We start from the raw sequence: 24,951 nt of genomic DNA on the forward strand, positions 1-24,951 counted from the left end.
TGTTTTTCTTCATTCTACCACAGGTCCCGCTCCACAGGAAGGGGCATTTCCCAATCACTCCATCAGCAGCCCATACTTCTTGCGCATGCGTCGAATCTTTTTCAGCATGGGGTTGGCACAGAGCGATAAAAACACCACGGTGGACACCCCGTGGGTGATGTTTACAGGCACTCCCGCCACGTAGCAAGCCAGCACCGACTGCCAGGTCAGCCCCTCCAACACAGATAGGGCGGTGGAGGTATCCAGCAACAGGCCGTAGATAACCACGGTGGCCAGAAACCCATACACGCACACACCCACCAGAGGAACATTCCCCCGCCGCATCCGCTTTTCAAAGAGCAGCCCCGCTAAAAAGCCAATGACTCCAAAGGCGAACATCTGCCAAGGGGTCCAAGGCCCCTGCCCAAAGAAAAAGTTGGACACAAACCCGGTCATGGCTCCGGTTAGAAACCCAGCCTCTGCCCCCAGCCCAATGCCCGCTACGATCACCAGAGCAGTCACCGGTTTGAAGTGGGGGAGCATGAAAAACACCGCCCGCCCCGCCGTGGCGATGACCACCAGAGAGGAGATGAGCACCAATTCCCTGGCTTGGGGTCGGCGGTCCTCAAAGGCAGCAAAGAACGGGAGCATCGCCGCCACAATGACGCAGATGGAGATAAAATAGTAGCTACGTCCCTTCAAAAACACAATGCCAAAGGCGATAAGCAGCGGAACAAACACCAAAATCACCCCAGCGGCCAACCTGGTCCGCCGTCCCATGCCCCGGACGGTGGGCACTGAGGCCAACTCCACCCGCTGGGTGTTCAGCAGCCGCCCCGCTCCCAAAAGAAGGGCCAGCCCTGCCGCCCCCTGGCCGCAGGCAAACCCGGTCAGCTGCATATGGCTGAACACCGTCAGGTCCCAGAAGGTGTTCCCCTGCCCCAAGGCGGCATTGAGCACCCCGCTCAGACGGGCGAGCACCACCGCCGCCCCCGCCACCGAGAGCAGGGCCAGGAGCGCAGACAGCCGCACCGCCGCCGTGGCGCATTTCTTGCGCCGCCAGGCCAGCCCCGCAGCGAGGAGCAGAATAGGGATGGACAGCCCTGCTGCCAACTGGGTGGCCCGCAGCCCCACCAGCATCCCCTCGTCCAGGGTCAGCAGCTGGGGCGCCTGCACCAGATACAGCTGTCGGGCCAAGTCCACGCTCTCCCCCGCTCGCCACAGGGTAAACTGGTCTGTCAGCCCCTGATAGGCCAGCTCCGGGATAGAGAACCAGGGGGCAAAGGCCGCATTGACCGCCATGGCCACACACAGCCACACCGCCGCCATTACCCAGCTGTCCGCCCCGGTGCCCATTTTCACTTGTCTTGCGTACATGCCCGCACCACATCCTCCACCGTCACCGCCTGGGGAAAGACGTCCCGTGCCATCTGATTGGCGGCGGTGGTGTAAAAATGATTGCCCAGGAAGAAGTCCCGGGCTGGCTTCTGGCACACCAGCTGGCCCCGGAACAGCAGCCCGCAGGTATCCGCATAGGCGGCGCAGAACTCCACATCGTGGGAGACCATGAACACCGTCTTGCCCTGCCCGGTGAGCGCTCCCAGAACCTGAGCCAAGGTCTGTTTATAGCATCCGTCCAGCCCCTTGGTGGGCTCGTCCAACAGGAGAATCTCCGGGTCCAGCAGCAATACCTTGGCCAGAGCCGCCCGCTGCTGCTCCCCCCCGGACAAATCATAGGGGTGCTGGCCCAGCAGGCCCTCCAGCTGGGTCACACGGATGGCCTGTGTAAGGCGGTCCTCCCGCTCCGTTCTGGACAGGGGAAGCTCGTCCAGCAGCTCCTCCAGGTCCGCCCCCACCGTGTCCCGGACAAAGAGACACTGGGGATTCTGGGGCAGCACCCCCAGCACCCCCCGCTCCAGAGGCCTGCCCCGCTTTCTCACCTGACCGCCGATGCGGATTTGGCCCCGGTAAGGGCGATGTTCCCCAGAGAAGAGGGAGAGGGCGGTGGTCTTGCCCCCGCCGTTGCCACCCATGAGGGCGTACAGCTGTCCTCTGGGTACCTGGAGGTTGAGCCCCTGGAGCACATCCGCCCCGTGGCGGTCATAGCGGAACCACACCTCCCGGGCCTCCAGGGCAAAATCCCTGGGAGCGGGCTGGGCGGGGGGCTCTACGGGGAGCTGGGGCTTGTCCCGGTACTGCTCCAGCCAGGTCCGCCCCTCCTTCACTGTCATGGGGCAGGCCTTTCCCCCCTCCACTCGATTATAAATCTGCATGGGCACCGGGCAGCACACCCCCAGGAGGTGGTGGGCCAGAGCCTGCCCCACTTGCCGGGGGGAGCCGTCACAGAGGATTTTGCCCTCCTCCAGCACCACCACCCGGTCCGCCATGGGGAACACCTGGTCCAGGCGGTGCTCCACCACCACCACCGTCAGCCCCAGCTGCTGGTTGAGCCGCTGGAGGGTGTGGAGAAAGTCGGTGGCCGCCATGGGGTCCAACTGGGAGGTGGGCTCGTCCAGCACCAGCACCTGGGGGTGCATGGCCATCACCGAGGCCAGGTTGAGAAGCTGCTGTTCTCCGCCGGACAACTCCTCCACCTTCCGGTCAAACCAGCCCTGGAGGCCAAAATAGCTGGCCATCTCCGCCACCCGCAGCCGCATGTCTCCCAGCTCCAGCCCCAGGTTTTCCAGGCCGAAGGCCATCTCATGCCACACCTTGTCGGTGACCAGCTGCTGCTGGGGATTTTGCATCACAAAGCCAATCTCCCCCGCCTGGGTGCGCAAATCCACCTGGTGCAGCGGGGTTCCCTTGTAGAAAATCTCTCCGGTTTGGGTCCCGTGTGGGGTCAGTGCGCTTTTGAACTGGCGGATGAGGGTGGATTTCCCGCACCCGGACCGCCCGCAGATCACCACGAATTCCCCTGCCTCAATCTGGAGAGACACCTCTCGCAACGCAGAGGCCGACGCGTCGGGATAGGAGAAGGTCAGATTTTGCACATCCAATAACGCCATTTCAAATCCTCCACCAAGTTGAGTATCAAAGGCAGGGCGCACAGCACCCCGTAGAGGGCATAACACACACAGGCCGGGACGGTGGCCCCGTTCAGCCGCCACACCGGAAAATACAGCATGTTCAGCTGTCCCGTGACCACGCCCGCCGCCACACATCCAAAGCACAGGGCCATGCCTGCCGCCAAGGCGGTGGAATGCCCATCCCATCGGAAGGGGTGGTATAGGGTGCGCCCCCGCAGGCCATAGCCTCGGGCTCGCATGGAGTCAGCGGTGTCCACCGAGTGCTCCAAAGACCAGGTGACCAGGATGGACAACACCCGCACCCCCTTTTTCAGCCGCTGCCATGGGGTCCCCTCCCCCACGTCCCGGCCCACACACCGCTGGGCGGCCATAACCCGCTTGGCCTGGGTCAAAAACAGGGGGAGAAAGCGCAGCACCATGGAGAAGATGAGGGCTAGGGCGGGAAAGCCCTTGCCAAAGAGGTACACCACCTTGTCCTCCGTCATCACGTCCTGCCAGGTGGCACACCACAAGATCACCACCCCCATCATCCCCCCGGTGCATAACCCGTACACCACAGACTCCAGGGTCACCGGGTTCCCCGAGGGCAGATAGCCCAGAATGGTGAGGCCCTGGTGGGAGAAGAGGGGGTTGACCACCGCCGAGAGCACCACCACCGGAAGGGCCAGCAGGCACACCCGAACAAGCCCCCTCCCGCCCCGCAGACGGAACAGATAGGCGGCGGCAGCAACCCCCGACACCACCAACAGCACCGGGTGCATATAAAAGAGGGTAACCCCCAGCACCAGAAGGTAAAAGATGAAATTGATACCTGGATGACAGCGGGAAAACTCGTCCTTCACGCCGCCCTCTCCTCCTCTCTTACAAATCAAAGCCCAGATCGCAGGTGTACTTAAATTCGATGATGTCTCCATTCTTCACCGTGTACTTGCTCACTCCGTAGTTGGGCTTGGTCCCATTGACGTAGTACATCCAGCCGGACCCGGCCCCACAGTCGAACTCATAGAGGTTGTTGATGCCCTCAATGTAATGGCTGCCAAAGCCGGGGGTGTACTCGTACTCCATGTGGATGCCGTAGGTTTGGGTGGCTCGGAGGAGTACGTCAAACACCGACTCTCCCTCCTCAAAGGAGATGGCCTTGCGGGACAAAATCACCCCGTCTGAGGGCACCAAGCTCTCCTTCCCTGGAGTCAAATCCTCCATACGGCCCAAAATGGTTTTGCACTCAATGGAGAGATAGCAGGTGTTGACCTTGGGCGTGGGGGTCGGTTTGGGGGTGGGAGCGGGTGTGGCCTTCACCGCCGGCTTCTGGGTAGGCTTGGGGGTCGGCGCCGGCGTGGCTGCCGCTGTAGACGACTCTCCCCGGTCCTGACTCTGGGCGGGCTGCTGGGTCGCCGCCGGGGCCTCACTGGCCTGGGGCTCCCCAGAGGGCTGCTCGCTGGGGGCGAGGCTCTCCTCCACGCCCACGGTGGGGGACACTGTGGGGGTGACCACAGCGCCCTTCTCCCCCGTGTTCCCGCAGGCCGCCAAGGTCAGCAGCAGCAACAGGGAAAACAGGCACATCCATCGTTTCAAATGCTTCATAGGCTCTCCTCATACGCCGGAGGCTTTTTAGCCCCGGCTCTTTCTCTTACGGTCGGTCCAAACAGCGGCACACAGCCCCGCTGCGCTCATGCCCAGAATCACCAGAGATTCCACCAGGGGGCTGGTATCTCCGGTCTGGGGCACCTGGGGCTCCTCCTCCCCGCTGCCCGGATTCTCTCCGCTGTCTCCATCCTCTGTGGGGGGCGCGGGGGTCCACTGGGTCAGGTCAAAGAGGGTGTTCTCCCCTGCCACAAAGCGGCGGTAGGCCTCCAGGGCGTAGCCGATCTGCACGGTGCCCATGCCGTCGGGCTGGTCACTGCTCATAAAGGTGGTAAAGCCAGACTCCCGCTTGAACTGATCCAGTTTGGTGACCAGATTATAGTTGCCATGGGTGAACTCGTTGTCCGGGTCCAGAGGGTCGATGCCCGCCACCGCCAGGGCGGTGAGCACCTGGGCGGCGGTACAGCCGTTGTCATCCCCCTCATTGATGTAGCCGCAGTCGCTGGTCATCTGGCTGCGCAGGTACTCCAGTGCCCGGTCAAAGGCCAGGCCAACTTGCTCCATGTCCCGGTAGGGGGCCAGGGCCTGGAGGGTCATGGCGGTGACGTCCACGCTCACCGTGTCCGCCGAAGACAGGCCAAAGCCGCCGTTGGCATTTTGGAAGGTGAGAAGTTTCTCAATGAGGGTCTCCCGGGTCCACCGGGCATCCTGGGGCACCTCATAGTCCTTGGTATCCAGGGCCAACAGGGTGTAACTCATCATGTTGGAGGTCATGCGGTCCAGATTGGGGTAGTTGTACAGGGTCTCAATGAGGTCCATCCCCGCCACATCGGTGGGGTCCTTCCCCATGGCCAGCAGCGCCACCACCACCCGGAAGTAGTCGGTGGGCAGCATTCTTCCGCCGCTTTCCAGCTGCTGGGTGATGCTGGCGTAGTAGCTGTCCAAATCGCTCTGGCTGAGGCTGGCCCCGGCCCGGAGCAGCGTAAACAGGCTCCACTCGGCCCCATAGGTGTAGTTCCCCTCCAGCTGGCTGTCCAGGTAGGACAAAGCGTGACGGATGTTGCCCGTGACATATCGGTCAAAGTCCAGGTCCTCCACAGCGTCCGGCTGGGTCACCGTCACGGTGAACTGGATGGGCTTGGCTCCCTGGGTGTCGTCCAGGGGAGTGCCCGTCACCGTCACCGTGCCCTGCTCCAGGGCGGACAGGGTGTGAGTGGTGGTCATGGTGCCGGGGGTGCTGGTGGCATAGTCGTTGACCTTCACAATCCCGTCCTGGCTGTAGGTCCAGGCAAACCGCTGGTTGGTGGCGTTTGCAGGAGTCACCAGCAGGTCCAGGTTCATGGACTCATACTGGGCCAGAGTGAGGGCGGTCTCCTCCATCTCCACCTGCTCCAGGGGATGCTTATACTCAAAGCGAATGGTGAGGTCCTGGGTGGCTGCGGGGTTGTCCACGCTGGTGACGGTAAACCGGGCCGTGCCCGCCTTCTTGGGAACGATACCGTTGCCATACGTGGCCTGGAACTCCGCCACATCCGGGTCGTGGGACACCCACACCACGTCCTTGACGGTGGCGTTGTGGGGCTCAATGTTGATCTCATACCGCCGTTCCGGGTCGGTATCATGGGAGGTAATGCCCACGTACTGGTTTCCCAGACCGTTCCACCCCTCGATGTAGAACACCTCAGGATAGGTCACCGTCAGACCGGTCACGTCAATGCGCTGGGCGGTGGCCTGGAAGCTCACGGTGACCTGGGGGTTATCCGCCAGGGACACGGTAAAGGTGTGCATGGACTGGTCCTCGGAAAAGAACTCCAGGCCGTTCTCCCCATCCAGGGTATAGATATAGGAGCCCTCAGTGGAGGTCATCTCCAAAGCCTGATTGGGGATGGTGATGTACACCCCGTCCAGGCAGCCCTTCACCGTCAGCTGCTGGGGCTGGGTGCCGCTCAAATGGAGGGGCTCCTCCCCGGTGACAGGCCAGCCATCCTGGTACAGCTTCAGGTCGGTGATCTGGGTGGGCACCACCTTCAAGGTGAAAGTGGCCAGTTCCTGGGCCACATACCAGTCGGGATTCTTGTCGTAGACATAGGCTTGATACTCGCCCACAGAAGGATAAAACTTACCGCCGGAGGAAATGTGGATGGTGGAGGACTCCGAACCTCCGTTTTGCTGGCTGCAGCTCCAATAGGTGCTCTGTCCCTCGGCTACACCCTCCAGCACAAACCGCCCCTCATCCAGCGCGGAGAGGGTGAAGGTGTGAGTATCGTCCCACTGGGTGATGCGCCCGTCCGTGTGGTAAAACACCACCGTGGGGGTGGTGGGCACTTCTCGAGGGGTGACGGTGACGGTGCACACAGCGCTGCAATCGCCAGCCGTCACCGTAATTTGGGCGCTTCCCGCCTGGTGGGCTACCACCAGGCCGCTGTCATCCACGCTAACAATGTCGGGGGCACTGCTCTGCCACACCACAGCGTCGGTGGAGTCGGCCGGGGTTACCGTGGCGGTGAGCCGCCCCCCTTGGCCCTCCTCCAGGTCCAGCTGAGTCTCACTCAGGGTAACAGACTGGGCGGCAATGCCCGTCACGGTCACCATCACCGTGGCCTTCACCGTCTCGTTGGCCTGGGCGGTGATGACGGCGGTGCCCTCTCCCACAGCCCGGACCACGCCCTGATCGGTGACCTGGGCCACATGGGTGTCCTCACTGTACCACACCACGGTGTCGTTGCTCTCCTCCGGGGTAACCGTAGCCGCGAGGGTCTGGGTCTGTCCCACCATCAGGGTCACTTCCCCAGGGGTCACGGTGATATCGGTGGCGGGGACCTTCTGGGCCAGCAGTTGGGAGACAATCTGGGTCTGCTCATTCACCTGCTCCTGGGTGGCCGTCCCGTCCACCGCCACCTGCAACGCCTGCTCATAGGCCTGGGCGTTGGCGTCAATCTGTGCCTGGGTGAGCTGGGCCAGGCTGGACACCAGCTTGTCCTTGTTGATCCCCAGAGCACCCTGTCCGCCCTCTGCGGCAGGCGGGATGTAGTCCGGGGTGCCCTGAGCGCTGTCCTGGACGTAAATGAGGCGAATCACCTCACCGGGCTGCACCTGGTACTTGTTACCCACCTTGACGCTGTCCACAAAGGGCCACCAGGCTTTTTTACCCCAGTTCACCTCACCCACCGCTTGGCCATCGTTGGGAGTGACAGTAAAGCCGTATAGGGTGCTGTAGGTCACGCTGCCCCGGTCCTGATAGCCCCGTTGCAGCACGTCCACCAGGATATCTCCCTCCTCCAGTTCCACTTGGGTGGGGGGCAGATAGTACATGGTGTGGCCACTCTCGTCGGTGTACTCCATGGTCACCGTCACGGTCTGCGCTCCGCTCCGGCTGACGTTCAGGGCCAACGCCCCGGATACCAGGGTCCACACCATGGCCAGGGTCAGCAGCAGACTCAGCCACCGCCGCCCCCTTCTTCTCGATTCTGCTCTCATGTTCTCAAGTCCTTTCCTGGGAAATGAATATCAAAAAGCGGCTGCAACCCATGGTTGCAGCCGCTTTCAGGCAACACAAAAGGAAGGCCCGCCCATCGCCTTGGGCGCACCTTGGTCCCATCATATGCAGGTCTTCTGGCTCTGGCCTCATCGCCCTGGCCGTCTTCCCAGAAACTTCCGTTTCCAGTGACATATTGGCCAGCACTCTTCCATTACAGCGGCGGCTCCGCACAGGTTTTGCACCTGTTTCCCTTTTCAATCTGCCCGATCTCAGATCACACATGTGGTTTATGCAATTACCTCTATTATACATGGCAGGCAGGCAAACGAAAAGGGGAATTTTGCACCCAGGCCATTTCTAGTGATTTTATCCCCATACCCTCCGTTTACCTGGACCAAACTGTTCTATTTCCACATAATACATTTTTCCATGACATTCTCCTTTTCTCTTTTGCAAAATTCCGGTATACTAAAAGCAAGAACCATACACTTCACGAGCTACAGAAAGAAGGTCACTGTATGCCATCTTATTTGGCTGACTACCATACCCACACCCACCTGTCCGGCGACTCCAAATCCCAGCTGTGGGAAAACCTCAACGCCGCCTGTCAGGCGGGGATTCCCGAACTGTGCATGACCGAGCACTGGAACCTCTTAAACCAGCGGGGAGAACGCCTGCCCACCCACTACGACTTTGATGCCGTACTGAATCAGTGGGCAGCGCTCAAGGACGACTGGTCCCACCGGGTGGAGGTACGGGTGGGCATCGAGCTGGGCAACAGCACCGTGGACACCGCCGCCGTCCAGGCCTGTCTGGACTTTCCCGAGCTGGACTTTGTCATCGGCTCCCTCCACTCGGTGAGCCTGGACCTGGGAGGCATCGGTATTTTCACCTATGCCAAATCCTGCACCGACCCCCAGCGGGCCAACGCCGTTTTGGAGGACTACATCCGGCAGATGGAGGAGCTGGTGGAGGACGGCACTTTTGACGTGCTGGGTCATATCATCTATCCCCTGCGCTATTTCTCCCCGGACTTCCACCTCACCCTGGACCCTTGGCAAGATCGGCTGGACGAGATTCTCCGCCGGGTCATCCACAACGGCAAAGGAATCGAGCTGAACACCACCCAGGGCACCACCGTCCGCCAGTGGATGCCCCTGCTCACCCGCTACCGCCAGCTGGGGGGCGAAATCCTCACTTTGGGCTCGGATGCCCACCGCCCCCAGTTCATCGGGGCCGGCTTCCAGGAGGCCGCTCAGATGCTCCAACACCTGGGCTACCGCTACGTGTGTACCTATCGCCAGAGAAAGCCCCAATTTCACTCCATCCGCTGACCTCACCCCTACCATCAGACAAAAAGGAGGTATCTTCATGGAACTCAAGGAAATCATGGCCCTGTCCCGCTTCGCCGTTTTGGGCGATACCCTCAACCCGGAAAAATACGCCTATAAGATCAAGCACGCCCTTCTGGAGAAGGGCTACACCGTCTATCCCGTGGGCAAGGAGCTGGCCTCCCTCAACGACATCCCGGACGACATTGATGTCATCGACCTGTGCATCCACCCCACCAAGGGTCTGAACCTGCTCCAGGAGTGCAAAAAGCCCTTCCGCTGCGTGCTCATCCAGCCCGGCGCTTCCGACGAGGCCCTGCTGGCCTACCTCCAGGAGCACCACATTCCCTACCTGGATGGCTGCGCCCTGGTGGGCCTCCGGCTGTACAGCAAATAAGCCCCATCCCCATGACAACAACCGCCCCGGCTCTCGTTTCTCAAGAGCCGGGGCGGTTTTCGCATCTTCATTCATCTGTCAGAGGGAGCAGTTGGGAGGGCGGCAGCTCAATCCACACCCCCTGGGCATGGTCCACGGCCTGCCAATCCCAGTTGGACACCTCCATTTGCAGCGCTCCATCTCCACACGCCAGGGACACAGACACCGAGAATGGCCCCTGGTCCACCTGGGTACAGGGGCAAAACATCCGATTCTGACCGGGGCCATCCACCAGACGGATGTGGTGGGGCTGGATCGCCACATAGGCGGCATTTCGGGGCACCTGCACTGGTAGTCCCCAGGCTGTGGCATACGCCACTCCATTCCCCCGATGCTCCACCGGGGAGATATTGGGGCAGCCCATGAGACGGCAGGCCGACAAGGTGCGGGGATGATTGAAAAACTCCTCCGTGGTCTGCATGGGCTGGGAGGCCCCGTGGTGGACCACACACACCTGATGGCACAACCGCCGAACCTCATCCCGGCTGTGGGTGACCATAAGGCAGGGACCAGAGAACTGCTCCAGAAACCGGGATAGTTCCCCCTGAATCTCCCCTCTCAGGTGGGTGTCCAGGGCTGAAAAAGGTTCATCCAGCAGCAAAACCTGGGGCTGGGCGGCCAGAATCCGGGCCAGGGCCACCCGCTGCTGCTGTCCCCCTGAGAGCTGACGGGGGCGCTTGTGTCGGTGCTCCTGCAACTGAAAGCGGTGCAGCAGCTCCTCCACCGCCCCTCGGTCCTGGGCAGCCACGGCGATGTTCTGCTCCACGGTGTAGTGGGGAAAGAGGGCGTACTGCTGGAAGAGATACCCCACCTTCCGCTGCTGGGGCGGCAGGTTCACCCCCTGTCTGTGGTCAAACAGCACTCGACCCTCCAGTTCGATGTGTCCTGCGTCCGGGGTGAGCAGCCCGGCAATACACCGCAGTGTCACCGTCTTGCCGCTGCCTGAGGCACCCAGCAGTCCGGTCACCTCCTCCAAAGGGGCAGTAAAGGAGACCCGGAGCCGAAACTTCCCCAGCTGTTTTTCGATGTCTACCATCAGGGACATGTCCGTCACCTCTCCTTGCGCTCCAACAGATTGATGGCCAGCAGCACCACCCCAGAGATGGCCAGATTCACCAGCACCCAGCGCAGCGCCATAGTATCGTTACCCGTGCGCCAAAACTGGTAGACCGTGGTGGAAATGGTGGCGGTCTTTCCCGGGGTATACCCTGCGATCATGGAGGTGGCTCCGTATTCCCCCAGGGCCCGGGCAAAGGCCAGCACCGTCCCCGCCAAAATCCCCTGGCGGCAGCAGGGCAGCTGAATGTGCCAGAAAATCCACACATTTCCCCGTCCTAAAGTGCGGGCGGCATCGGTGAGGGTGGTATCATAGCTCTCAAAGGCCCCCCGGGCGGTGCGGTACATCAGGGGGAAGGCCACCACCGCCGAGGAAAACACCCCCGCATACCACACCATGGTCAGGCGCACATCCAGCAAGCGGGCCACCACGCTCCCCACTGCCCCGTTGGGCCCCAACAGGCACAGCAGCAGATACCCCACCACCGTGGGGGGCAGCACCAGGGGCAGGGTGAGCACCACGTCCAGAACCCCCTTCACCACCGGATGGCACCGGGAGATCACCTGGGCTGCCCACAGGCCCACAAAGAAGATGAGGGCGGTGGACAGGGCGGCAATGCGCAGAGAGTTGAAGAGTGGATACAGGTCCATCAGTTCTCCCCTTGGGCGATCAGGGTGAAGCCCACATCCTTCCAGACTGAGATGGCCTCCTCATTAGTGTAGAGGTAGGTGAGGAAGTCCTCCGCTGCGTCATAACTGTCCGCCTGTCCGCTCTTCATCACGGCGGCAGGATAGATCACCTGCTGGCACATCTCTGGCGTGGCGGCATCCACCACGTTGAGGCCATAGGTGCTGGCGTCGGTGGCATACACCATACCGGCGTCCACCACTCCCTCCTGCACCTGGCGGGCCACCTCCGAGACGTTGGAGGCGTAGGTCACCTTCCCCTGGTCCTCCAGCTGGTCCAGAGAGTAGCCCAGGTGGTCCAAAATCTCCAGGGAGTAGGCTCCCACCGGCACGTCATCGTTGCCAATGCACAGCAGATCGTCCCCGGACGCAAGGTCGGTAAAGGAATTGATCTTGCCAGGGTTCTCCGGGGGCACCGCCAGCACCACCTGATTTTCCAGCAGGTCGATGCGGGTGTCCGAGTAGACAAAGTCCAGGCCGTCGGTGTTGGCCCCCGTGGTGTCCTGGCTGTCCAGCTGATTCATCTGCTTCTGGGCCGCCGAGAGGAACAAGTCGCACACCGCCCCCTCCTCAATCTGGGTCTTTAAGGTCCCAGAGGAGTCAAAGGTAAAGGTGAGCTTGACATCTTCGTGCTGGGCCTCATAGGTCTGAGCAATCTGGGTCAGGGCGGATTCCAGAGAGGCAGCGGCAAATACCACCACCTCCGTCTGCTCTGAGGTGGTAGGAGCGGAGTGACAGCCCCACATGGGCAGCAGCAGGGCGCTCATGAGGCAGGTGCATACCAGTGGTTTCCGTTTCATGTTCTCTCCTCCGTTCGGGCACAGTTTCCGCTCTGCCCTGTCAAAATTTCCAGCCCGTGGGCCAGGGGCGGCAGGATGTACTCCAGGCACTCCCTCACCGCCTTGGGACTGCCCGGCAAATTCACAATCAGAGTCTGGGCTCGGATGCCTGCCGTGGCACGGCTGAGCATGGCCTTGGGGGTGATTTGCAGGGAGTGGTAGCGCATACCCTCCGCAATCCCCGGGGCGGGGCGCTGAATGGCCTGGGCAGTGGCCTCTGGGGTCAGGTCCCGGAGAGAAAATCCGGTACCCCCGGTGGTGAGAATGAGGTCTGCCCGGCTCTCATCGCACAGCTGGCACAGGGTGGTGTACAGGGGCTCGATCCCGTCGGGGAGCAGCTGGGTATACACCACCTGGTGTCCCTCCTGTTCCACCATGCGGGCAATGAGGGGTCCGCTCTGGTCCTCCCGTGTCCCGGCATAGCCGGAATCACTGAGGGTCAAAATGGCAACTCTCATGCTTCTCCCTCCCAGATGGTCAGCGCATCCCCCACAGAGATGATCCCCCCGTGGAGCACCCGGGTGAATACCCCCTCCCGGGGCATGATGCAGTCCCCCATGACTTTGTAAATTTCGCAGTGGGCGTGGCACTCCTTCCCCACCTGGGTCAGCTCCAGCACCACGTCCCCACAGCGAAACTTAGTGCCAATGGGTAGGGTTTTGAAGTCAAAGCCCGACACCACCAAGTTCTCTCCAAAAGCCCCGTGGTCCACCACAGCGCCCCGGGCCCGAAAAGCCTCCACCTGCTCATGGGACAAAAGGGACACCTGTCGATGCCACTTCCCGGCGTGGGCGTCCCCCTGGATACCCCAGTCCTCCACAAAGGTGGCGGTGTTCACATTTTTCTTCTGGGTCCCCTTCTTCTCGCTGATACACACAGCCATCACTTGTCCCATGGGCCTCATCCTCCTATTTGGTTCATGTTGTGTTTCTCGTCTCCCGCCTGGGTCTGGGTGGAAAAGTGGTGCCCGACGGGTTTGTGGTACATGGCCTGTTCCAGGGCCCCATCCAATGCCGTGGGAGAGACACCCTCCGCCAGATATGGCTTTACATCCACCCCGTCTTGATATTGCAGGCAGGTTTTCAAGTGACCATCGGCGGTCAAACGCACCCGGTTGCACTGGTGGCAAAACTGGTGGCTCAATGCACTGATAAATCCCACCTGTCCTGCAAACCCAGAGAAGGTGACATAGGTCCCAGGCCCCGCTCCCTTAGGGTTGGCACAGGGCATAGGAGTGCCAAAGGCACCGGTCAGCCGCTCCATCACCTGCTCCTGGGACAATCCGTGGCGGTCCCGCCCCAGTCCGATGGGCATCAGTTCAATGAACCGCACGGAAATCTCCCGTTCCTGGGCCAGTCTGGCCAAGGGCACCACCTGGTCCTCATTGAACTGGGTGGGAACACAGTTCACCTTTACCGTCAAACCGGGGGTGCCTGCCGCAGCCTCCAGCCCTTCCAAGACCTGGGGCAGCAGCCCCTCCCGGCGGGTGATGGCTGCAAACTGCTGAGGGTCCAAGGTGTCCAAACTCAGGTTTACCCCGTCCAGCCCCGCCAGGCGCAGCTGGGGCAGCTGCTGGGCCAACAGCACCCCATTGGTGGTGAGGGCCACGGATTCAATCCCCTCCACCCCTTTGACCATCTCCACCAGGCGGTACAGCTGGGGGCGCACCAGGGGCTCTCCTCCGGTGAGGCGGATGTGGCGCACCCCCAAACGGGCCGCCGCCTCCACCACCTGGGTGATCTGCTCATAGGTGAGGATCTGGCTGTGGGGCATCCACGCCACCCCCTCCTCCGGCATACAGTACACACACCGCAGGTTGCACCGATCGGTGACCGAGATGCGCAGATAGCAGATGTCCCGCCCGTACTGGTCTCTCATGTGCTCCGCCCCCTCTCCAGGTATTTCATCAAAAAGTCCGCCACCCCTGCCGGGTCGTTGAGGGACAGGGTGGGTATCCCCGGCAGACACAGCGTGGTGTCCGTGACCAAGGCCAGCAAGGTGGCGGGGTCACACACCGACTGGGTGGAGTTGCCCGCCCGCACCAGCTCCAGCTTGGGCCAAGGGCTGTGCTTCCCCCCTTCCAGCAGAATGAGGTCCGCCTGGGGAAAGAGCTCCAACAGCCCAGGCAGGTCTGGCGTCTGACGCCAGATCACCTTGGTGGTCTCCCCGTCGTAAATGGCGGCCCCCAGGGCCCCAGCCTGGAGATATCGTCCCGTGTCCGTGTTTGGCGGGTCGGGGGGAAAGGTGTGGCCGTCATGCTTGATCACCGCTACCTGTACCCCAGCCCGATGAAAGTGGGGGAGCATGGCGGTAATAAGGGTGGTCTTTCCGGAGTTTTTCACCCCGGACACCGCCACCACTGTGGGCTTACTGGCCACGCTCATATACCCCCGACTTGCCCCCCTCTTTGTGCACCAGGTGGATGTTCCCCAGCTCCATACTCTTATCCATGGCCTTGCACATGTCGTAGATGGTGAGCAGGGCCACACTGACCCCGGTGAGGGCCTCCATCTCCACCCCAGTCTTTCCGGTGAGCTTGGCGGTACACCGGGCCTTCACCGCGCTTTGCTGGGGCATCAGCTCAAAGTCCACGCTGACGTGGCTCAGCGCCAACGGGTGGCACAGGGGAATGAGGTCGCTGGTGCGCTTGGCGGCCATAATTCCCGCCACCCGAGCCACACCCAGCACGTCCCCTTTGGCGGCGGTGCCGCCAGAAATGGCCTCCAGCACCGCCTGGGAGACCCGGATGGTACCCTCCGCCACAGCGGTACGCAGGGTGGGCTGTTTTTCTGAGACGTCCACCATAATGGCGTTGCCGTCGCTGTCAAAGTGATTGAATTTGGGTTCCATGGTATCTTCCTCCCGGACTCACAGATAGACGGTGTACTTCTCCCCTGCCTGCACGTTTTGGCTTCCAGCGGGCACCTCCAACAGGCAGTTGCACCCCACCAGGGAGCGAAGCGACCCGGAGGAGTGATCCTTGGGCAGTCTCACATGCCCGTCCTGATACACCCCACGCAAAAATCGGCGCATGCCGCTGGGTCGGTCAAAGGGGGTATCCAGCACCGCCCGGCGTGTCTCAAGCTCAAATTGGGGCGCAGGGCACAAGGCGTGGAGCATGGGTCGCCCCAACAGCTCAAAGGTGGCAACCGCGGCAAAGGGATTGCCGGACAGGGACAAAATGGGTTTCCCCTCCACCAGAGAATACATGGCCGGGGTACCCGGCTTCATCTGCACCCGCCAAAACACTTGCTGTGCCCCGGCTATAGGCAGGGCCTGGTGCAGTACATCCCGCTCCCCCACCGACACCCCTCCAGTGGTAATGAGGCAATCGCAATGCTCCAACATCTTTCTCATCTGCTGGGCCGTCTCCTGGGGGGCGTCCCCCACGGTGGCACAGGTCACCTCTTCCACCCCCAACTGGCGCAGCCGAGCGGAGAGCAGATAGGAATTGGCGGTGTAGATTTTCCCCGGCGGGAGCGGGCGTACCTGGGGCGGCACCACCTCGTCCCCCGTGACCAGCAGGGCCACCCGGGGACGGCGGTACACCCACACCCGGTCACACCCGGCGCTGGCCAACAGGCCCAGAGCGGCGGCGTCCAACCGGGTCCCAGCAGAGAGCAGACAGGTCCCGGCGGTGTAATCCTCCCCCCGCCCAATGAAATTCTGATAGGCCAACACGGAGGCATAGACCTGCACCACTGTCTCTCCCAAATCGGTGTCCTCCTGCCGCACCACGCAGTCACATCCCTGGGGCAACGAGGCCCCGGTCATAATGCGCACAGCGGTGCCGGGGGTGACCCGCTGGTGGGGCACCTCTCCGGCACACACCCGCTCCACCACCCGAAGTGAGACGGGGTGCTCTGGACACGCTCCTTGGACGTCCCGGCTTTGCAGGGCGTAGCCGTCCAAGGGCGAGCGGTCAAAGGGGGGCTGGTCTATGGAGGACCACACATCCCGGCTCAACGTCCGGTCCAGAGCGTGGTCCAGGTCCACCTGCTCCTCCCCCAGAGGACGGAGTGGGGCCGTGATCAGCGTCCAGGCCTCCTCCAATGAAATGCGTTCCCGCATCCTATTCCCTCACAGTCCTGTGCCAAAGGGACAGATGGGGTAGTGGCACTGGGCACAGCCCAAACACAGCCCACCGTGGCCCATTTTCTTGATGTCCCGGCGGTCAATGGGCAGTCCTGCGGCAATGCGAGGGAGCACCCGGTCAAAGATGGTGGCCTTGGCGTACATCACACACCCAGGCAGGCCCAAAATGGGGGTCCCATCCTGGAAATACCCCAGCAGGAACATGGCGCCGGGGAGCACCGGGGCACCGTAGGAGATGATCTCCGCTCCGGTGTCCTTGATGGCACCGGGAGTCTTATCGTCAGGGTCCACGCTCATGCCGCCCGTGCACAGAATCATATCCACACCTTTGGCGTGGAAGTCTAAGGCGGCAGCGGTGATGGCCGCCCGATCATCGCCTGGCAGACAGTGGTGGGTGACGGTGATGCCGTAGGCAGCCAGCTTCTCCTTCACCACCGGGGTAAAGCTGTCCTGAACAAGCCCCTTTGCCACCTCGCTGCCTGTGGTGATCACCCCGCAGGTGCGCACCTTCCAGGGAGTCAGAGAGAGAATGGGGGTATCTCCTGCCCCCTCCTCCACCCGGCGCAGCCGCTCTTCCTCGATGACCAGAGGGATAATGCGGGTGCCCGCCAGCTTATCCCCACGGCGTACCGGGGTATTGGTGTGGCGAGTGGCAATGATGATGGCATCATCGTCGTTGATGGCCTCCAGTCGGGCTACATCCACCTGGAACAGGCCGTCACAGTCTGCCAGTAACTCGATTTTCCCCTCCTTCACCGGAGTGGTGGTCATGTGCTCGTTGCGGCACAGCTTACACAGGCGCTGGGCCGCCTCATTTTCATGGAGCATCCCCTCCTGCTGCTCCCACACGTAGAGGTGCTCTTTGCCCATGGACAGCAGCACAGGGATGTCCTCAGGGGTGACGATGTGGCCCTTGCGGAACCGGGCATCCTTGGTGACACCGGGGATGATCTGGGTCAGGTCATGGCACAGCACATGGCCCACTGCCTGACGAGTTTCAATGAGTTTCATGGGGCGTACCTCCAATCAAAAAAAGAGTGCCGTCTGAAAAGACAGCACTCCTCCAAAAGCACGACACACAAGCCCCTTTCTTTCAGAAAGGGACTGGGGCTGGAGCAGCTTCTTTTCAAACACGGAAGGCCATTCCGTTTCCAGCATGACCCTGGCCAGCGGTTCATAGGCATATAGCCCTTAGAAGCACTGGCTCGAAGCATTTCTATGGTATTTACTCCAGTGTATCATAACAAATCAAGAAGTACAATATGTTTCTCAAGCCTCCTGCCCTTGCCTAATTACCTATTCTCTTGTATACTGGCATAGATGCCGCTGCATTTTTACAGCCATCTCACCAATGAAACAAGGAGTGATCTGTTGTGAACCATCAAACCATTCACGCCGCCCATGCCCCCGCCGCTGTGGGGCCCTACTGCCACGCGATGCTGTGCGGCGATACTCTGTATACCTCCGGCCAACTGGGCCTGATCCCCGAGACTGGCGTCTTGCCTGAAGGCGTTGTGGCCCAGGCCAAGCAGGCGCTGGACAATTTGGGCGCTGTGCTCCAGGTCGCTGGCATGGACTACTCCCACGTGGTGAAGACCACTGTATTCCTGGCAGACATCAACGACTTCGCCGCCATCAACGAGGTCTACGCCACCTACTTCACCGAAAATCCCCCTGCCCGCTCCTGCGTGCAGGCCGGTGCCCTGCCCAAGGGCGGCCTGTTTGAAATTGAGGCCATTGCCGTGAAGTAATCTCCCACAGGGCTCCGCCGAACAACGACGGAGCCCTATTCTTTTTCTCTGTACTGGACTATAGGTGGTATAATGGAAACCGTATCATATGACTAGGAGGTATGCGTGATGAAAGAGACCTTACAGGATTTGAAAGAGCGACGCAGCTGCCGGAGCTTTCTCCCCCAGCAGGTCAAGGAGGAGCAGCTCAATGCCATTTTGGAGGCAGGCACCTACGCCCCCACGGGTATGGGCATGCAGTCCCCGGTGATTGTGGTGGTACAGAAGCCGGAGCTGGTGGCCAAGCTGTCCAAAATGAATGCCGCCATCATGGGTCGGGACATGGACCCCTTTTACGGCGCTCCTTGCGTCCTCGTGGTTCTGGCAGACACCCAGCGCCCCACCTATCTCTACGACGGTGCCCTGGTCATGGGAAACCTGATGAACGCCGCTCAGGCTGTGGGGGTGGACTCCTGCTACATCTTCCGGGCCAAGGAGATGTTCGCCAGTGACGAGGGCAAAGCTCTGCTGCGTGAATGGGGCATTCCAGAGCACTATGAGGGCATCGGCAACTGTGTTCTGGGCTATCGTGCCCCAGGAGGAGTGAAGGAAGCCGCGCCCCGCAAGGGAAACTACATCGTACGGGTTTGACCATGATCGGTCCCAGTTGAAACGAGCCAGGGGAACCAAGTGCATGCACCGGTTTCCCTGGCTCTTGTGTAAGTTCTGTTCTTTAAAACCAATTTACCATTCTCTTGGGCATATCTTGGTCCTCCAGAATTCTCCTTGGATTCTTCTCCAGCAATGTATACGCCACCTCCTGGGAAAACTCCTCCTCCAGCATCTCTCGTACATCTGCCATCCACGGAGTTCTCTGGGACGCTGAATGGGCGTCGCTGGCCACCACATCCGCATACCCTCGGTCCACCATAGAATAAGAGAGCTCTTCTGCGCGGTGTCCAAACCGCCCCAGCAAACTGCCCCGGTTAATTTGAAATAAACATCCCATCTCCCCCCAAGTGTTTAGGAGTTCTGGCTGCTCCTGTACATAGAGATAGCGTTCAGGATGCGCCACGATGGGACGATAACCATGCCTCAGAATCGAGTCAAGAATCTCAGTCTCTTCCTGACCACTTCCCGTAAAATGGAACTCTACCAGAGGATAGCGGGAATCATTCAAGGTCGCCAGCCTACCTGCTCTCAGCTGTTGACCCACATCATAGCTTCCCATAATCTCCATTCCAAAGTACAGTTTTAATGGAATCTGGTATTCTCGGAGCATGTTCTGGAGGCGGCGTTTGTGCTCAATCAAATCTGGCGTGTAGAAATTCTGGTATCTCATGTTACAATGCGGCGTGACAATCATGGCAGACACGCCTCCGTCCACTGCCATCTGTGCCATATGCACAGCCTCATTCCAATTGGATGCTCCATCATCTATTCCCGGCAAAATATGTACATGAATATCTATCATATCTGTTTTCACTCACTCTACTCCCCCGGGCAATTGCGAAAACCATCCAAATCGGTTGATTCTATTTGCAGGGAATTCCTTCTCAACACGCTATTTATTCTTTGACTATCCGACCTGTTGTCCACTTGGCTCGCCCAGCCGCTGAACTGCCTCACGGTTCACCTCTTCCGGGTCTCGATAGGTGGGCACCAGGTACCGCATCAAAGCCACCAATTCCTCTTTGGGCCGCTGGGCAGAGACAAAGTTATCCAGAGACTTCAACCCGCACCGAATTTCATAGCCCGAAATCACTTGCTGCTCTTCCACAAATATTTTTTTGTTTTCCGTGGTGAGCAAATGCTCGCTTTTCATCAAAAGCTCCTCGTATAATTTCTCACCAGGTCGCAGGCCAATTTCCTTGATTTCGATGTCTTTATAGGGCTCCAGGCCAGACAGGCGAATGAGGTTTTCCGCCAGCGTGAGAATTTTCACCGGCTGTCCCATATCCAGCACGAAAATCTGGCTCTGTTTGGCCATAGCGCCCGCCTCCAGCACTAACATGGCTGCCTCAGGAATGGTCATAAAGTAGCGGATAATCCTTTTATCCGTAATGGTTACCGGTCCACCATTGGCAATCTGCCGTTTAAAAAGCGGAATCACGGAGCCATTGGAGCCCAAGACATTCCCGAAACGCACCGCGCAGTATTCCGTCCGGCTCTCCCGTTTACTTTGCAAAATCATCTCACAGAATCGCTTGGTAGCTCCCATCAAGTTCGTGGGATTCACCGCCTTGTCGGTGGAAATCATCACAAACTTCTTCACGCCATACTTCTCGGCAGCGCGCACCACGTGGTAGGTACCAAAAATGTTGTTCTTGATGGCCTCATCCGGACAGTCCTCCATCAAAGGCACATGCTTATGAGCTGCAGCGTGGAACACCACATCCGGGTGATACCGATCAAAAATCTGATAGATACGTCTCTTGTCCCGGATCGAACAAATTTCCACTCTCAGATCCAGTTTTACCCCATACAGTCGCTTTAGCTCCTGCTGAATATCATAGGCGTTATTTTCGTAGATGTCCAAAATGATGAGGCGTCGAGGATGACAGGTGGCGATTTGCCGACACAACTCGCTGCCGATGGACCCACCGCCACCGGTCACCATGACCACCTTGTCCTCCAGGAAGTCGGATACCACCGCTTTGTTCAGCTGCACCGGAGTGCGTCCCAACAGGTCCTCTACCTGAACATCCTTCACGGCGGAAAGGCTAACCTCACCGTTGAGCATCTGGTAAAGGCCAGGGAGCACTCGAAGGCGGCAACCCGTCATCTTACAGATATTGAGAATTTCAGACTTCTGGTCCGGCTCAATGGTAGGGATAGCAAAAATAATCTGAGTAATGCCATACTGTTTTACCGCAGACTCAATCTTATCTCGTCCCCCTACAACGCGCACACCGTCTATATATTTTCCGTGAATTCTGGGATTGTCGTCAATGACGCAGCACAGTTTTCCCTCTACCCGGCTGCTTTGACGCAGTTCACGGGCTAGAATTTGACCTGCTTGCCCGGCTCCAATCAGCATAATGCGCTGTCCATCTGGCCCGTGTGACCGAAAGAAATGATAGCATACCAGGAAAAATCGCAGCGAGCAACGCATTCCCACCAAAAACACCAGTTGGAAGATCAGCATCAAAAACCAAATGCTGCGGGACAGCGGCAGCTGTATAAAACTACAGCATACAAAACTCACAGCATACGCAATCAGCACTGACACACACATCTGTGTTACGTCCAGCACATTGATGCTGCGCCACACATACTGGTACATGCGCCGCCACGCAAATACAGCAATGGTAACCACGATCTGTACCAGTAGACAATACCCCATTTTGTCCAGATACTCTGGGGGCACTTGGCTAAGGGCGAAATCAAATCGGACCAAAATGGCCAGTCCAGCTGCTGCTCCCAGCGACAGGGCATCCATCACCGCAATCACCAGCATACGCCAAAGCTTGTGCAAATTCATATTCATCTCTCATTTCTCTATCATTTTCTCGTTTTCCTACCGAATTTCTAGACATTTTATATCTTTATCGGTTATTAGTATACGCTTCACGCCCCACAACTGTCAATTCCCAGTACCTATTTTTGGGGAGTTTACCTTAAATTCTCCACCCGGCATTGCGATTTGACCAATTTTATACTATAATGATCCAAACTACTTTCGCTTCCCTGTTCTACACCACAAATATATACACAAGGGGATGACAATACTATGAATCAGCGATTTTTTTCTCGCTCTGAAAACCAAGAGGTAAGCTGCATCATCAACCGTATCGTTTTGGTGCTATTCACGCTCCTCTCTCTTGCGCTTGTGTTTGTCGCCATCACCAGCAAGATGCTCACACCGCTGCTCACTGGAGTCCTCATCGGTATGGTGGTGATCTTACTGCTGCTGGTCTGGCTTTTAAGCCTTCTCCACCCCACCAAGGTCCGCCGCACCATAGCTACCATACTGGCTCTCATCTTGTCCGTAGCTTTTGCTGCCGGCATCTACTATGCTCAGATTACCGTCAATGCCCTGAAAAACATTACCTCCGGTGGTGTGGAGACCGCTGAGATGGTGGTGTGTGTCCGAATTGACGACCAGCGGGAACTGTCGGACTTGTTGCGGGAGCGGTTCGGTGTACTGGAGGAGTTGGACCCCCACAACACTAAGGCTGCTCTGCTCAAGATTCAGGACGAGTTCTACGTCACCGCCAACACCAAGTCCTACGCCTCTGCCTCGGAGCTGGTAGACGCCCTACTGAACTCAGACATCAATGTCATGCTCATCAACCGTGCCTATTTGGACATGCTCTCCGAACTGGACGGCTACCAGGATTTAGATACCAAGATTCGGGAAGTACGCACCATCTCTGTCACCAGCGAAGATGATACAGATACGCCTTCCCCGGTACCTCTGCCGGAGCACTCCAAAGACCCGGAGGAGGACGACGAGGTCTTTACCGTCTACATCAGCGGCAGCGACTCCCGCAGCAGCGATGTGCTGGCCACAGGCCGCAGCGACGTGAATATCATTGCCACCATCAATCCCAATACCCGTCAAGTACTTTTGCTTTCCACTCCTCGTGACTACTATGTCCCTCTGTCCATCGCTGATGAGGGTGATCTCCCCGACAAACTCACCCACGCCGGTATTTATGGCATTGATGTCAGCAAGGACACCCTGGCCCAGTTCTATGACATTGATATCGACTACTACTTCCGGGTCAACTTCACCGGCTTTGAAGACATCATTGATGCTCTGGGCGGGATCGAAGTGAATTCCCAGTATGATTTCAAATCGGGCGGATATCACTTCACACAGGGCATCAACCATATAGACGGAGCCATGGCCCTCTCCTATGTTCGAGAGCGGTACGCCTTCCCCAATGGGGACTATCAGCGCGGCATCCATCAGATGCAAGTGATCACTGCCGTCATTCAGAAGGCCATGTCCCCCGAAATCCTCACCAACTATAATTCTCTCATGAACGCCGCTCAGAATAGCTTCGTCACCTCGGTCCCCTATGACCTCGTCGGCACTTTGGTGCGCAGCCAGCTGTCCAACGGCGGAGCATGGACCATCAACAGCTACTATGTGTCCGGCACCGGGTCCAGCGATTACACCTACTCCATTCCCAACCAGAAGGCCTATGTCACCATTCCCGACTACTCCACGGTGGATACCGCCAAGGAGATGATGCAGAAGGTGCGTCTGGGTCACTCCCTGGCTACCTCCTGATCCCCTACCATTTTACACGGCGCCCATCCCGATTTTCTCAGGATGGGCGCTATTCTTTCAATCTAAATCTTTTTCTCTTTCCGGTATAGTTCCCGTCATTTGCAGGACACTAGAGTTATCTGGTGTTAGGGGGCTTTTACACATGAAATCACTATGGGAACAGACCGCAGAGCTGAACCACTTTGACTGCCTGGACGGGGATATCAAGACCGATGTACTCATTATCGGCGGAGGCATGGCGGGGCTTCTGTGCGCCTACCAACTGCATCAGGCCGGGGTACCCTATGTATTGGCAGAGGCAGACACCATCTGCAGCGGCATCACCAAGAATACCACCGCCAAGCTCACCGTCCAGCACGGCCTCATCTACCACAAGCTCATCGCCCGGTTTGGTGTGGAGCGTGCCCGTAGGTATTTGGCCGCTCAAGAGGAAGCGCTGAGTAGATACCGCACCTTGTGTCGCCATCTAGACTGTGACTATGAGGAGCAGGACTCCTATGTCTACGCCCGGGATAGCCTACGGAATATCGAGCGAGAGCTGGACACCCTGCACCGTCTGGGATTTCCCGGGGAATTCGCCAGCCAGCTGCCCCTGCCCTTTGCTGTGGCAGGCGGGGTAAAATTTCCCCGTCAGGCCCAGTTTCACCCTCTGAAATTTGCCGCTGCCATCTCCCAGGGGCTGCACGTCTACGAACACACCATGGTAAAGGAACTCGTCGGCCGCACCGCCATCACCAACCATGGCCGCATCCACGCCAAGCACATCGTGGTCACCACCCACTTTCCCTTCCTCAACCGCCATGGCAGCTACTTCATCAAGCTCTACCAGCACCGCTCCTACGTGCTCGCCCTGGAACACGCCCCCAACCTCAACGGCATGTATGTGGACCAGACGCAAACGGGGCTGTCCTTCCGAAATTACGGCAGTATGCTTCTGGTGGGTGGCGGTGGGCACCGCACGGGGAAACCAGGTGGAAATTGGCGGGAACTGCGTCAATTTGTCAAGGAACATTATCCAGAGTCCACGGAGAAATACTACTGGGCCGCTCAGGACTGCATGAGTCTGGACAACATGCCCTATATCGGCCCCTATTGGTCCAACACGTCGGATGTATATGTGGCCACGGGCTTTAATAAGTGGGGCATGACCAACTCCATGGTGGCGGCCACCCTGCTGTGTGACCTGGTTCAGGGCAAGCAAAACCCATACGCTGAAATCTTCTCCCCCGCTCGCTCCATCTTCCGCCCCCAACTGGCGGTCAACGCCTTTGAGTCCACGGTAACCCTGCTCACCCCCTCCACCCGCCGCTGCTCTCATCTGGGCTGCGCTTTGAAATGGAATCCAGCAGAACACACCTGGGACTGTCCCTGCCACGGCTCCCGGTTTACTCGGGATGGAACACTCATCGACAACCCGGCCACCAAGGATTTGAAACCGTGAAACAACGAGCCACTCCCTCAC

Annotated in this window: 23 protein-coding genes and 2 riboswitches; of the genes, 6 read left to right on the forward strand and 17 right to left on the reverse strand. The window is 59.2% G+C overall.

Going from position 1 to position 24,951, the window contains the following annotated elements:
* Positions 1-54: 54 nt before the first annotated feature.
* The 5 genes from B5F22_RS12545 to B5F22_RS05540 are packed head-to-tail and all read right to left on the reverse strand — an operon-like array spanning position 55 to position 8,069.
* Positions 55-1,356, reverse strand: a complete 1,302-nt coding sequence (locus B5F22_RS12545) for an ECF transporter S component (protein WP_242955064.1) — start codon at positions 1,354-1,356, stop codon at positions 55-57.
* Positions 1,338-2,987, reverse strand: coding sequence for an ABC transporter ATP-binding protein (locus B5F22_RS05525; protein WP_087391653.1), 1,650 nt, complete (start codon positions 2,985-2,987; stop codon positions 1,338-1,340). The genes B5F22_RS12545 and B5F22_RS05525 overlap by 19 nt, the downstream gene beginning before the upstream one ends.
* On the reverse strand, positions 2,960-3,850 hold the full coding sequence (locus B5F22_RS05530) for an energy-coupling factor transporter transmembrane component T (protein WP_158096629.1): 891 nt from the start codon (positions 3,848-3,850) through the stop codon (positions 2,960-2,962). The genes B5F22_RS05525 and B5F22_RS05530 overlap by 28 nt, the downstream gene beginning before the upstream one ends.
* 19 nt (positions 3,851-3,869) lie before the next feature.
* Complete coding sequence (locus B5F22_RS05535; RefSeq protein ID WP_087391657.1) at positions 3,870-4,592, reverse strand: DUF4430 domain-containing protein; 723 nt, start codon at positions 4,590-4,592, stop codon at positions 3,870-3,872.
* Between the two features lie 27 nt (positions 4,593-4,619).
* Positions 4,620-8,069, reverse strand: coding sequence for an Ig-like domain-containing protein (locus tag B5F22_RS05540; RefSeq protein WP_087391659.1), 3,450 nt, complete (start codon positions 8,067-8,069; stop codon positions 4,620-4,622).
* Between the two features lie 107 nt (positions 8,070-8,176).
* A riboswitch (cobalamin riboswitch) is annotated at positions 8,177-8,367 on the reverse strand.
* A gap of 221 nt (positions 8,368-8,588) precedes the next feature.
* Between B5F22_RS05540 and B5F22_RS05545 the strand changes: the two genes are divergently transcribed.
* Together B5F22_RS05545 and B5F22_RS05550 are read left to right on the forward strand one after the other, a co-directional pair.
* On the forward strand, positions 8,589-9,404 hold the full coding sequence (locus tag B5F22_RS05545) for a histidinol-phosphatase HisJ family protein (protein ID WP_087391662.1): 816 nt from the start codon (positions 8,589-8,591) through the stop codon (positions 9,402-9,404).
* A 37-nt stretch (positions 9,405-9,441) separates the two neighbouring features.
* Positions 9,442-9,798, forward strand: coding sequence for a CoA-binding protein (locus B5F22_RS05550; RefSeq protein WP_087228547.1), 357 nt, complete (start codon positions 9,442-9,444; stop codon positions 9,796-9,798).
* Between the two features lie 67 nt (positions 9,799-9,865).
* On the opposite strand, the gene B5F22_RS05555 is transcribed toward B5F22_RS05550, so the two are convergent.
* Genes B5F22_RS05555 through B5F22_RS05600 form a run of 10 tightly spaced genes read right to left on the reverse strand, consistent with a single transcriptional unit; the run spans position 9,866 to position 17,525 of the window.
* Positions 9,866-10,882 carry an ATP-binding cassette domain-containing protein gene (locus B5F22_RS05555; RefSeq protein WP_087391663.1) on the reverse strand — a complete coding sequence of 339 codons (1,017 nt, stop codon included), beginning with the start codon at positions 10,880-10,882 and terminating at the stop codon, positions 9,866-9,868.
* A gap of 5 nt (positions 10,883-10,887) precedes the next feature.
* Positions 10,888-11,544 (reverse strand): molybdate ABC transporter permease subunit, encoded by a 657-nt coding sequence (modB, locus tag B5F22_RS05560; RefSeq protein WP_087391665.1) that lies wholly within the window; start codon positions 11,542-11,544, stop codon positions 10,888-10,890.
* Positions 11,544-12,380, reverse strand: a complete 837-nt coding sequence (gene modA, locus B5F22_RS05565; protein ID WP_242955065.1) for a molybdate ABC transporter substrate-binding protein — start codon at positions 12,378-12,380, stop codon at positions 11,544-11,546. The genes modB and modA overlap by 1 nt, the downstream gene beginning before the upstream one ends.
* A complete protein-coding gene (locus B5F22_RS05570) occupies positions 12,377-12,877 on the reverse strand; it encodes a MogA/MoaB family molybdenum cofactor biosynthesis protein (RefSeq protein ID WP_204210525.1) in 501 nt (166 codons plus the stop codon). The genes modA and B5F22_RS05570 overlap by 4 nt, the downstream gene beginning before the upstream one ends.
* A complete protein-coding gene (locus tag B5F22_RS05575) occupies positions 12,874-13,314 on the reverse strand; it encodes an MOSC domain-containing protein (protein WP_087391667.1) in 441 nt (146 codons plus the stop codon). The genes B5F22_RS05570 and B5F22_RS05575 overlap by 4 nt, the downstream gene beginning before the upstream one ends.
* A 5-nt stretch (positions 13,315-13,319) precedes the next feature.
* On the reverse strand, positions 13,320-14,297 hold the full coding sequence (moaA, locus tag B5F22_RS05580) for a GTP 3',8-cyclase MoaA (RefSeq protein WP_087391669.1): 978 nt from the start codon (positions 14,295-14,297) through the stop codon (positions 13,320-13,322).
* Positions 14,294-14,803, reverse strand: a complete 510-nt coding sequence (gene mobB / locus B5F22_RS05585; RefSeq protein ID WP_087391671.1) for a molybdopterin-guanine dinucleotide biosynthesis protein B — start codon at positions 14,801-14,803, stop codon at positions 14,294-14,296. The genes moaA and mobB overlap by 4 nt, the downstream gene beginning before the upstream one ends.
* Positions 14,787-15,269 (reverse strand): cyclic pyranopterin monophosphate synthase MoaC, encoded by a 483-nt coding sequence (moaC, locus tag B5F22_RS05590; RefSeq protein WP_087391673.1) that lies wholly within the window; start codon positions 15,267-15,269, stop codon positions 14,787-14,789. Before moaC ends, mobB begins: the two co-directional genes overlap by 17 nt.
* 18 nt (positions 15,270-15,287) lie before the next feature.
* Positions 15,288-16,490 (reverse strand): gephyrin-like molybdotransferase Glp, encoded by a 1,203-nt coding sequence (gene glp, locus B5F22_RS05595; RefSeq protein WP_087391675.1) that lies wholly within the window; start codon positions 16,488-16,490, stop codon positions 15,288-15,290.
* 9 nt (positions 16,491-16,499) lie between these two features.
* Positions 16,500-17,525, reverse strand: a complete 1,026-nt coding sequence (locus B5F22_RS05600; RefSeq protein ID WP_087391677.1) for a molybdopterin-binding protein — start codon at positions 17,523-17,525, stop codon at positions 16,500-16,502.
* Between the two features lie 93 nt (positions 17,526-17,618).
* A riboswitch (molybdenum cofactor riboswitch) is annotated at positions 17,619-17,737 on the reverse strand.
* A gap of 150 nt (positions 17,738-17,887) precedes the next feature.
* Here B5F22_RS05600 and B5F22_RS05605 point away from each other — a divergent pair.
* Complete coding sequence (locus B5F22_RS05605; RefSeq protein ID WP_087391678.1) at positions 17,888-18,265, forward strand: RidA family protein; 378 nt, start codon at positions 17,888-17,890, stop codon at positions 18,263-18,265.
* 108 nt (positions 18,266-18,373) lie between these two features.
* Positions 18,374-18,895 carry a nitroreductase gene (locus B5F22_RS05610; RefSeq protein ID WP_087228571.1) on the forward strand — a complete coding sequence of 174 codons (522 nt, stop codon included), beginning with the start codon at positions 18,374-18,376 and terminating at the stop codon, positions 18,893-18,895.
* A gap of 82 nt (positions 18,896-18,977) precedes the next feature.
* Here the strand turns inward: B5F22_RS05610 and B5F22_RS05615 are convergent, their stop codons facing one another.
* The gene (locus B5F22_RS05615; protein ID WP_143482194.1) at positions 18,978-19,730 is read right to left on the reverse strand and encodes a CpsB/CapC family capsule biosynthesis tyrosine phosphatase; all 753 of its coding nucleotides are present in this window, start codon (positions 19,728-19,730) and stop codon (positions 18,978-18,980) included.
* Positions 19,731-19,823: 93 nt separating this feature from the next.
* Positions 19,824-21,704, reverse strand: a complete 1,881-nt coding sequence (locus B5F22_RS05620; RefSeq protein ID WP_158096630.1) for a nucleoside-diphosphate sugar epimerase/dehydratase — start codon at positions 21,702-21,704, stop codon at positions 19,824-19,826.
* Positions 21,705-21,977: 273 nt separating this feature from the next.
* On the opposite strand from B5F22_RS05620, the gene B5F22_RS05625 reads away from it, so the two are divergent.
* A complete protein-coding gene (locus B5F22_RS05625; RefSeq protein ID WP_087391684.1) occupies positions 21,978-23,489 on the forward strand; it encodes an LCP family protein in 1,512 nt (503 codons plus the stop codon).
* 142 nt (positions 23,490-23,631) lie between these two features.
* Positions 23,632-24,930 (forward strand): FAD-dependent oxidoreductase, encoded by a 1,299-nt coding sequence (locus tag B5F22_RS05630; RefSeq protein ID WP_087391686.1) that lies wholly within the window; start codon positions 23,632-23,634, stop codon positions 24,928-24,930.
* Positions 24,931-24,951: the final 21 nt, after the last annotated feature.

This window comes from Pseudoflavonifractor sp. An187 (assembly GCF_002160275.1).
GTDB lineage: Bacteria > Bacillota > Clostridia > Oscillospirales > Oscillospiraceae > Enterenecus > Enterenecus faecium.

Bases quoted from the DNA above. Each gene is read 5' to 3' on its own strand.
- modA (WP_242955065.1), bottom strand. From the start codon at position 12,380: ATGAAACGGAAACCACTGGTATGCACCTGCCTCATGAGCGCCCTGCTG.
- B5F22_RS05625 (WP_087391684.1), top strand. From the start codon at position 21,978: ATGAATCAGCGATTTTTTTCTCGCTCTGAAAACCAAGAGGTAAGCTGC.
- B5F22_RS05575 (WP_087391667.1), bottom strand. From the start codon at position 13,314: ATGGGACAAGTGATGGCTGTGTGTATCAGCGAGAAGAAGGGGACCCAG.
- B5F22_RS05535 (WP_087391657.1), bottom strand. From the start codon at position 4,592: ATGAAGCATTTGAAACGATGGATGTGCCTGTTTTCCCTGTTGCTGCTG.
- moaA (WP_087391669.1), bottom strand. From the start codon at position 14,297: ATGAGAGACCAGTACGGGCGGGACATCTGCTATCTGCGCATCTCGGTC.
- B5F22_RS05545 (WP_087391662.1), top strand. From the start codon at position 8,589: ATGCCATCTTATTTGGCTGACTACCATACCCACACCCACCTGTCCGGC.
- B5F22_RS05610 (WP_087228571.1), top strand. From the start codon at position 18,374: ATGAAAGAGACCTTACAGGATTTGAAAGAGCGACGCAGCTGCCGGAGC.
- glp (WP_087391675.1), bottom strand. From the start codon at position 16,490: ATGCGGGAACGCATTTCATTGGAGGAGGCCTGGACGCTGATCACGGCC.
- modB (WP_087391665.1), bottom strand. From the start codon at position 11,544: ATGGACCTGTATCCACTCTTCAACTCTCTGCGCATTGCCGCCCTGTCC.
- B5F22_RS05555 (WP_087391663.1), bottom strand. From the start codon at position 10,882: ATGTCCCTGATGGTAGACATCGAAAAACAGCTGGGGAAGTTTCGGCTC.
- mobB (WP_087391671.1), bottom strand. From the start codon at position 14,803: ATGAGCGTGGCCAGTAAGCCCACAGTGGTGGCGGTGTCCGGGGTGAAA.
- B5F22_RS05570 (WP_204210525.1), bottom strand. From the start codon at position 12,877: ATGAGAGTTGCCATTTTGACCCTCAGTGATTCCGGCTATGCCGGGACA.
- moaC (WP_087391673.1), bottom strand. From the start codon at position 15,269: ATGGAACCCAAATTCAATCACTTTGACAGCGACGGCAACGCCATTATG.
- B5F22_RS05525 (WP_087391653.1), bottom strand. From the start codon at position 2,987: ATGGCGTTATTGGATGTGCAAAATCTGACCTTCTCCTATCCCGACGCG.
- B5F22_RS05630 (WP_087391686.1), top strand. From the start codon at position 23,632: ATGAAATCACTATGGGAACAGACCGCAGAGCTGAACCACTTTGACTGC.
- B5F22_RS05550 (WP_087228547.1), top strand. From the start codon at position 9,442: ATGGAACTCAAGGAAATCATGGCCCTGTCCCGCTTCGCCGTTTTGGGC.
- B5F22_RS05600 (WP_087391677.1), bottom strand. From the start codon at position 17,525: ATGAAACTCATTGAAACTCGTCAGGCAGTGGGCCATGTGCTGTGCCAT.
- B5F22_RS12545 (WP_242955064.1), bottom strand. From the start codon at position 1,356: ATGTACGCAAGACAAGTGAAAATGGGCACCGGGGCGGACAGCTGGGTA.
- B5F22_RS05620 (WP_158096630.1), bottom strand. From the start codon at position 21,704: ATGCTGGTGATTGCGGTGATGGATGCCCTGTCGCTGGGAGCAGCAGCT.
- B5F22_RS05540 (WP_087391659.1), bottom strand. From the start codon at position 8,069: ATGAGAGCAGAATCGAGAAGAAGGGGGCGGCGGTGGCTGAGTCTGCTG.